Annotated in this window: 6 protein-coding genes; 2 read left to right on the top strand and 4 right to left on the bottom strand. The window is 74.0% G+C overall.

Features of this window, described 5'->3' with window-relative positions:
* A partial coding sequence (locus L0B03_RS14005) for a hypothetical protein (RefSeq protein ID WP_250446825.1) occupies window positions 1–810 on the bottom strand: 810 nt, incomplete at its 3' end.
* Between the two features lie 31 nt (window positions 811–841).
* On the opposite strand from L0B03_RS14005, the gene L0B03_RS14010 reads away from it, so the two are divergent.
* Window positions 842–1,078 (top strand): hypothetical protein, encoded by a 237-nt coding sequence (locus tag L0B03_RS14010; protein WP_250446827.1) that lies wholly within the window; start codon window positions 842–844, stop codon window positions 1,076–1,078.
* 44 nt (window positions 1,079–1,122) lie between these two features.
* Entirely contained in the window at window positions 1,123–2,214 is a 1,092-nt protein-coding gene (ligD, locus tag L0B03_RS14015) for a non-homologous end-joining DNA ligase (RefSeq protein ID WP_250446828.1), read from the top strand.
* A gap of 182 nt (window positions 2,215–2,396) precedes the next feature.
* Here the strand turns inward: ligD and L0B03_RS14020 are convergent, their stop codons facing one another.
* The 3 genes from L0B03_RS14020 to L0B03_RS14030 form a co-directional block, all read right to left on the bottom strand.
* On the bottom strand, window positions 2,397–3,167 hold the full coding sequence (locus tag L0B03_RS14020) for a hypothetical protein (protein WP_250446830.1): 771 nt from the start codon (window positions 3,165–3,167) through the stop codon (window positions 2,397–2,399).
* Entirely contained in the window at window positions 3,164–3,583 is a 420-nt protein-coding gene (locus L0B03_RS14025; RefSeq protein WP_250446833.1) for a PadR family transcriptional regulator, read from the bottom strand. Before L0B03_RS14025 ends, L0B03_RS14020 begins: the two co-directional genes overlap by 4 nt.
* Window positions 3,584–3,673: 90 nt before the next feature.
* The coding region (locus L0B03_RS14030; RefSeq protein WP_250446836.1) for a DUF4153 domain-containing protein at window positions 3,674–4,779 on the bottom strand (1,106 nt) is incomplete at its 5' end.

A 4,779-nucleotide genomic window follows, 5' to 3' on the forward strand; every position in this document is an offset into this window, starting at 1 on the left:
CCCGTGCAGGGTCATCGGCCACGCCGCGTGAGCCAGACCCGCCGCCGCGCCGGCGGCCCCCGAGCCCCGCGGACGGACCACGGTGCGCGGGTGGGCGGCGAGCAGCTCGACCTCTTCGCGACGAGCCAGGTCCCGGTAGGCCGTCACCAGGGCGACGTCCAGGTCGCCGAGGTCGGCGAGGTCCAGGGCGAGGCCCTGACCGGACGAGGCGTGCCCGGAGGCGCTCGCCGGCGGCTCGCCCTCGGCGCGGGTCGAGCCGGCGGGGCCCGAGCGGTACAGCCCGCGGATCTGGTCGACGAGCCCCAGGACGACGTCGTGCGAGGCCCCGTTGTAGCGGACGGCGACCACCGGGTTCTGCCGGGAGGGCGTGCCCGGCCCGGCCGCCCCCGCGCCGCCCCGCGTGGTCAGGTGCACCGCGAGCCGGGCGTCGAGCAGGTTGACGCTGTCGACCACGGCCGCGACCTGCTCGGGGGGCACGTGGCGGGTGGTGTGCGTCTCGCCACGGCGGCTCAGCACCGTCAGGCCCGTGCCGTCGACCACGAGCAGATGGTCGTAGAGGTGCATCGAGGGGTTCGCGTCGCGTCGCGCGATCCGCCGGGGGACCTTGAGGACCAGCTGCGCCGAGGCCAGGTCGAGGGGGTGGTCGCGGAACAGCGGCGGCACCTCGTCGGGGGTCGTGACCTGGTAGACCCAGGGGCCGAAGGCGTCGTACTCGGGACTCCTCATCGAGTGCTCCATCTCCTGACGGTACGCCCGTGGGGGCGCCCGCGGGGGCGGGGTCGCGTACCAGTTCGCGCCCGCGTGGTTCACAGAAGCCTCCAGGAGGAGGACAGTAGGGGTAATGCCCTCCAGACCTGCCGGCAAGCGCCGGTACCTCGCCACCAGTCCCTTCAACGCTGCCCGTGAGGCCGCCCAGGCCAAGATCGTGCCCATCCCGGTCGGCGCCCGTGTGTCCCACGAGCGCCACGGCATGGGCAAGGTCGTCGCCCTCGACGGCGACGAGGCCGTCATCGTCGACTTCGGCGGCGGGCAGCACCTGCGGGTCAACCTCGACAGCCCTCGCCTCGAGGTGCTCTGAGCCGCCCCCTCGCCGTCGGGCCCTGCGAGCCCTAGCGTGAGGCCATGGCACGTGCGACGACGCCGGCGGTCGAGCTCCAGGCGGACGGCAGGACGGTACGGGTCAGCAGCCCCGACCGCGTCGCCTTCCCCCAGCGCGGCCTGACCAAGCTCCAGGTGGTCGAGTACTTCCTCGCGGTGGGCGGGGGGATCCTCGGTGCGCTGCGGGACCGTCCGACCACCCTCGAGCGCTGGCCCAAGGGCGTGTTCGAGGGAGCCGTCATGGCCACCCGTGCGGACTCACGTGGCGACGCGTTCTACCAGAAGCGCCTCCCGCAGGGGGCCCCGGACTACGTCGAGACCGCACGCATCGCCTTCCCCTCGGGGCGCACAGCCGACGAGGTCAGCCCGACCGAGCTCGCCGTCGTCGGCTGGGCCGCGAACCTGGGCACGATCACGTTCCACCCGTGGCCCGTCACGCGGGCCGACGTCGAGTCGCCCGACCAGCTGCGCATCGACCTCGACCCGCAGCCGGGCACCGACTTCGACGACGCGGTGCGGGTGGCCCCCGAGGTGCGCGCCCTGCTGCACGAGCTCGACATGGAGGGCTGGTGCAAGACCTCGGGCGGGCGCGGGGTGCACATCTTCGTGCCCATCGAGCCCCGGTGGACCTTCACCCAGGCGCGGCGCGCGACGATCGCCCTGGGACGCGAGGTCGAACGACGACTGCCCGAGCTCGTCACCATGCGGTGGTGGAAGGAGGAGCGGGGGGAGAAGATCTTCGTCGACTACAACCAGATGGCCCGTGACCGCACCATCGCGTCGGCGTACTCGGTCCGCGCCAACCAGCGCGCGACCGTCTCGACCCCGGTCACCTGGGAGGAGCTCGGCGAGGTGCACCCCGACGACTTCGACGTGCTGTCGGTCCCGGCGAGGTTCGCCGAGGTCGGGGACCTCTACGCGCCGCTGGTCGCGGGGGCGCCGGGGCGGTTCTCGATCGAGCCGCTGCTCGAGATGGCCGACCGTGACGAGCGGGACCACGGGCACGAGGACCTGCCCTACCCGCCCGAGTACCCCAAGATGCCGGGCGAGCCCAAGCGCGTGCAGCCCAGCCGGGCCAAGGTCAGGGCGCCCGTGCCGGACGCCACCGAGGACTGAGCAGGAAGGCTGGGCCGTGCGCGGGACCGGTGAGAGCGGGGAGCGCCAAGCCTCTCCGCCCGGGTCCGGACATTAAGAGACCCGCTGCGCAGGGGGCAGGCAGCGGGTCTTGATTGAAGATTAACACTTCCTCGCGGTGGACGCACCCCTCGGGCGAACCCGTCGACCGCGGCACTCCCGGCTCACCCGAGGACCCAGAACACGGCCGTCAGCACGAGCACCACGACCGGCAGGAACCAGGGCTGCAGGCGCAAAGCCATGGCGTGCGCCCGGGAGGGCTGCAGCGCCGTCGGGGTGGCCAACGGTGCTACGAGGAGGTCCTCCTCGACGTCGGTGCCGTTGTGCCGGGCCTGCCACACCGCCCCCACGAGCATCAGGACGAGGCTGCCGGCCAGCACCGGCCGAGCCGGGACCGCGGCGATCACCCCGTCGAGGGCCAGCATCAGCAGGACCAGCACGCCCATGTTCGCCATCGCGACGAACCACGTCCGCACCGGGTGCTCGACCACCGTCCGGAAGAACCGCTCCACCAGCACCGAGAGGAACGCGCACTCGCCGGCGAGGAGCACCGCGGCAACCACCGCCCCGACCGTGATCTCGACGGCGCCCCCCTGGCGCGCGTCGACCATCGACCAGGTCGCGGCGAGCACCGCGACGACCTGCAGGGCCATCGGCAGGACGTCGTGCAGGCGCTGCCCGACGGGCTCGTCAGCGGTCGGCAGCTCGAGGCTGGCCGCGTACTCCACGGCGTCCCCGAAGGCCTCGCTCGCCGGGGTGCCGCTCTCGGCGCAGTGCGAGTCCGCCTCGACCAGGGCGTCGGCGATCCGCGGACCGGGGACGCCTCGCAGGCGCAGCTCGAGGATGAACGCCTCGGCCCAGGTCTCCTCGACGTGCGGGGCGAGCTCACGCTCGAGGGCGTAGCGGCGTCGATCTCGAGCCTCGTGGGTGGTCATCGTGGGACCTCCGGGGTGGTCGTGGTGGTGCTGGGGGGCGGGAGCTCGGCGGTGGTCGACGTGGGCGACGCCGCAGCGGCCGGCGGGCCGGTGACGAGGTCGGCGGTGAGCCCGGAGAAGGTCAGCCAGCGCTCGGCCTGCGAGACGAGCTCCCGCTCCCCCGTGGCCGTGAGGCTGTAGTACTTGCGCCCCGGCCCGCCCTCGCCCTGCCGCCACTCGACCGTGACGTGACCGGCGGCCTCGAGGCGACCCAGCAGCGGGTACAGGGTGCCGCCCTTCACGTGGCCGAGGCCGGCCGCCGCGAGCCGGCTCGCGATCGCGTAGCCGTAGGTCGGACCGTCCGCGAGGGCCCGCAGGACGCACAGGCCCAGGACGCCGCGGAGCCACTCCCCCGGCCAGACGACGTCCTCGCTCATACGAGTAGACAGTACGCCTATCTAGTCAGGCGCGCTACCCACTCTCGGTGCGGCCCGAGGCCGGCAGCCCGAGGCTCAGGAGGTCGGGTCTCAGTAGGCCGACGACTCCCCGTACAGCGCCGTCATGCACGGGGTCGTGTCCACGGGGGGCGCGAGCGTCGCCCCGTCGGTCACGACTCCCCCCTGGCTCGCAGCCTCGGGAGCCAGGGCGAGCGCTCGGGCTCGCCCGAGGTTCCACTCGGCGAAGCCCGAGGAGGGCTCCGGGACGGTCGCCTCGAGCAGGCAGCTCCGCCAGGGCTCCTCGAGCTCGTGCACCGCGGGCACGACGTCGGCCGAGAGCCGCTGGAGGTACCCCAGGTCCAGGCCCACGACCGTCCCGGTCCGCACCCCGACCTCGCCGACCTGCTGCGCGGCGACCTCGGCGGCGACGTTGTGCCGCAGGATCTGCGCGTCGGGGTTGATCATCGCGAGCCCGAGCGTCGCGACCGCGCCGACCTGGACCACGGCCCGCGGCAGCCACCCGCCACGCCAGCGCACCCCGGCGACGAGGACGAGCACCAGGATCACGCCGAGCACCACCTCGACGACGACCGCGAGCAGACGCAGGCGGGTCAGCCCGAAGGCGTCGACGTACAGGTCCATGCGGCGCAGGGCCGAGGCCACCACCCCCAGGGTGCCCAGGCACAGCAGCGCCAGCGCCGCCCGGGTCGCCACCCGCTCGCGGGCGGTGGTCCGCGGGGCGCGCCGCGCGGCGAGAGCCACCACGACCAGGGTGAGGGCCGTGGCCACCGCGAGCTGACCGAAGCCCTCCCGCGCGTACTGCGCGTGGGTGAGCCCCGCCGTCTCGAGCACGTGGTCGTGCCCCCCGAAGAGGGCGCCCACCTGCACGATCACGAAGGCCAGGACGAGTCCGCCGAGGGCCAGCACGGGAAGGAGCCACTCGCCGAGCCGTGCGGGGCGCGCGGACGGCAACCGTGCTTCGCGCCACGGCGGCGGAGCGAGGGCGAGGTGCGCGACGCTCGCGACCACGATGGCGACGACCGCGCCCACCACCACCCGGGCCGGCAACAGCTCGGGGGCCGAGCGCGGCAGGTAGCTCGCGAACACGCGGTCGGCGCTCGCGAACAGCAGGCCGAAGACGAGCAGCAGCGCGACCGTGACGCCGACGCTGCGCAGCATCGTCGCGACCTGGTCCC

The organism is Actinotalea sp. C106 (genome assembly GCF_023630195.1).
Lineage (GTDB): Bacteria > Actinomycetota > Actinomycetes > Actinomycetales > Cellulomonadaceae > Actinotalea.

Excerpts from the sequence above, each read along its gene's own strand:
- L0B03_RS14020 (WP_250446830.1), bottom strand. The coding sequence starts at position 3,167 with ATGACCACCCACGAGGCTCGAGATCGACGCCGCTACGCCCTCGAGCGT.
- L0B03_RS14025 (WP_250446833.1), bottom strand. The coding sequence starts at position 3,583 with ATGAGCGAGGACGTCGTCTGGCCGGGGGAGTGGCTCCGCGGCGTCCTG.
- L0B03_RS14010 (WP_250446827.1), top strand. The coding sequence starts at position 842 with ATGCCCTCCAGACCTGCCGGCAAGCGCCGGTACCTCGCCACCAGTCCC.
- ligD (WP_250446828.1), top strand. The coding sequence starts at position 1,123 with ATGGCACGTGCGACGACGCCGGCGGTCGAGCTCCAGGCGGACGGCAGG.